Annotated in this window: 3 protein-coding genes; all 3 read right to left on the reverse strand. The window is 67.8% G+C overall.

What is annotated here, in order from left to right; genetic code table 11:
• On the reverse strand, positions 1-195 hold a 195-nt coding region (locus tag VGQ44_09775), incomplete at its 3' end, for a hypothetical protein (protein ID HEV8447100.1).
• Between the two features lie 112 nt (positions 196-307).
• Positions 308-1,102: a 4Fe-4S dicluster domain-containing protein gene (locus tag VGQ44_09780; GenBank protein HEV8447101.1), complete on the reverse strand. Its 795-nt coding sequence runs from the start codon at positions 1,100-1,102 to the stop codon at positions 308-310.
• Positions 1,081-2,036: molybdopterin dinucleotide binding domain-containing protein (locus VGQ44_09785; protein HEV8447102.1), on the reverse strand; the 956-nt coding region annotated here is incomplete at its 5' end. The genes VGQ44_09785 and VGQ44_09780, both read right to left, overlap by 22 nt.

Below are 2,036 nucleotides of genomic sequence, written 5' to 3' on the forward strand. Positions count from 1 at the left end.
GGAAACGTTCGCGCCGATCGCGGCGATCCAGCGGGCGTCGCGGACGAGCGACGGCTTCGCGCCCGTCACGTGCGCCGCACATCCGATCACCGCCGCCGCGCCCGCCGCGCCGCCGACGAAGAAGTAAAGCGGGATCTCCCACGTCCACACCGGCGGCTTGAGGAGCGGGAGGTCGTAGTACGTGGGCTCCTTCATTTCCGGTTGCCCCTCATCCGGCCTTCGGCCACCTTCTCCCCACTTCGTGGGGCGAAGGGTAATGACGAGACCTTTTCGCAATTACCCCCTCGCCCCGCGTCAGCGCGCTGCTTCACCGCCTTCCTCCGAGCGCGAACGCCAGGAGCGATCCGACGGCGAGGACCGCGGCTGCGGCGGCGGCCGAGGTCCAGGCGGGCTTGAGATAGATCGTCGGGACTTCCGGCTTCTCGGGAAGGTTGTACGCGGCCGCGTCGCCGCGGACGAGGAAGAACGCGTGCGCGCCGCCGACGCTCGTCTCCTTCGGATTCCAGATGCGCGCGTCGGTCATGCCGGCGGCGTGCAACTGGGCGATGCGCTTGTCGGCCGCGCGCTCCAGCTCATCGAGATCGCCGAAGAGGATCGACTGCGTCGGACACGCCTTCGCGCACGCCGGCGTCTCGCCCACCTTCTGGCGGTCGTAGCAAAGCGTGCACTTGAATGCGCGTCCGTCGTCCGGACGCCGGTCGATCACGCCGAACGGGCACGACACGACGCAGTAGCCGCAGCCGTTGCAGATATCGGGCTGCACGTAGACCGTGCCGAACTCGGTGCGGATGATCGAGCCGGTCGGACACGACTCGAGGCAGCCGGCGTTCTCGCAATGCTTGCAGACGTCCGACGAGAACTCCCACGTGATCCCCGCGGGCGCATTGCCTCCGCGCCCGATCTCCGGCTGCCGTTCGACGAACTTCACGTGCCGCCACGTCGAGTGGCCGAGCGCTGTGGTGTTGTCGTACGACAGTCCGCTCCAGCGGAAGCCGTCGGCCGGAACGTCGTTCCACTCCTTGCACGCCACCTCGCACGCCTTGCATCCGATGCAGAGCGTCGAGTCGGTGAAGAAACCGGTTACGCGCGGCTCAGACTGCACGTCAGTCCTTTCGATTCGAAGATGCGGACGTTCGGCTCTTCGCTGATGGCGAGGAGGTCGTTGACGATGTCGCCCTTGACGAGGCCGCGGTAGCCGAAGTGGTACGGCAGGCCGACCTGGTGGACGCGGTTGCCGTCAACGTCCAGCGGCGGCATGCGATCGGTGACGAGCGCGCGCGCCTCGATCGACCCGCGCGCTGTCGAGATCTTCACGCGATCGCCGTTCGCGACGCCCGCTGCCGCGGCGAGCTCCGGCGAGATCTCCGCGAAGAGCTCCGGCTGCAGCTCGGCGAGGTGCGAGAGCGTGCGCGACATGCCGCCCGCCGTGTGGTGCTCGGTGAGGCGGTAGGTCGTCAGGATGTACGGGAACCGCGGATCGGGCGAGCTGGCGTAGCGATTGTCGTCGCGCTCCATCTTGTTCGCCGCCGGATTCGTCTGCTGTCCGTACAGCGGGTTGGCGATGTTCGACTCGAGCGGCTCGTAGAACGTGGGCAGCGGACCGTCCTTCAGTCCCGACGGAACCCAGATCCAGCCCGCGCCGTCGGGATGCATGATGAACGGCGCGTCGCCGCGGAGCGCCTCATCGCCGCCCTTCTCTTCGTCGCCAGGATAGTCGGGCCGCTTCTTCTTCGTGAAGTCGGGGACGTCGTCACCGGTCCACTCACCCTTCGCCTCGTCCCACCACACCAGCTTCTTCCGCTCGCTCCACGGCGCGCCGTCGGGCCGCGCGGAGCAGCGGTTGTAGAGGATGCGGCGGTCGAGCGGCCACGCGTAACCCCAGCCGTGTCCGTACTGCCCTTTCGGCTCGCGCTTCAGCGCCTTGTTCTCGCCGTCGTACACGCCGGAGTAGATCCAGCAGCCGCACGCCGTGGAGCCATCGGGCTTCAGCTCGCTGAAGTCCTTCACGTTGCCCTGGATCTCGCGCAGCACCGCGT

The sequence above is a fragment of the Gemmatimonadaceae bacterium genome (assembly GCA_036003045.1).
GTDB lineage: Bacteria > Gemmatimonadota > Gemmatimonadetes > Gemmatimonadales > Gemmatimonadaceae > JAQBQB01.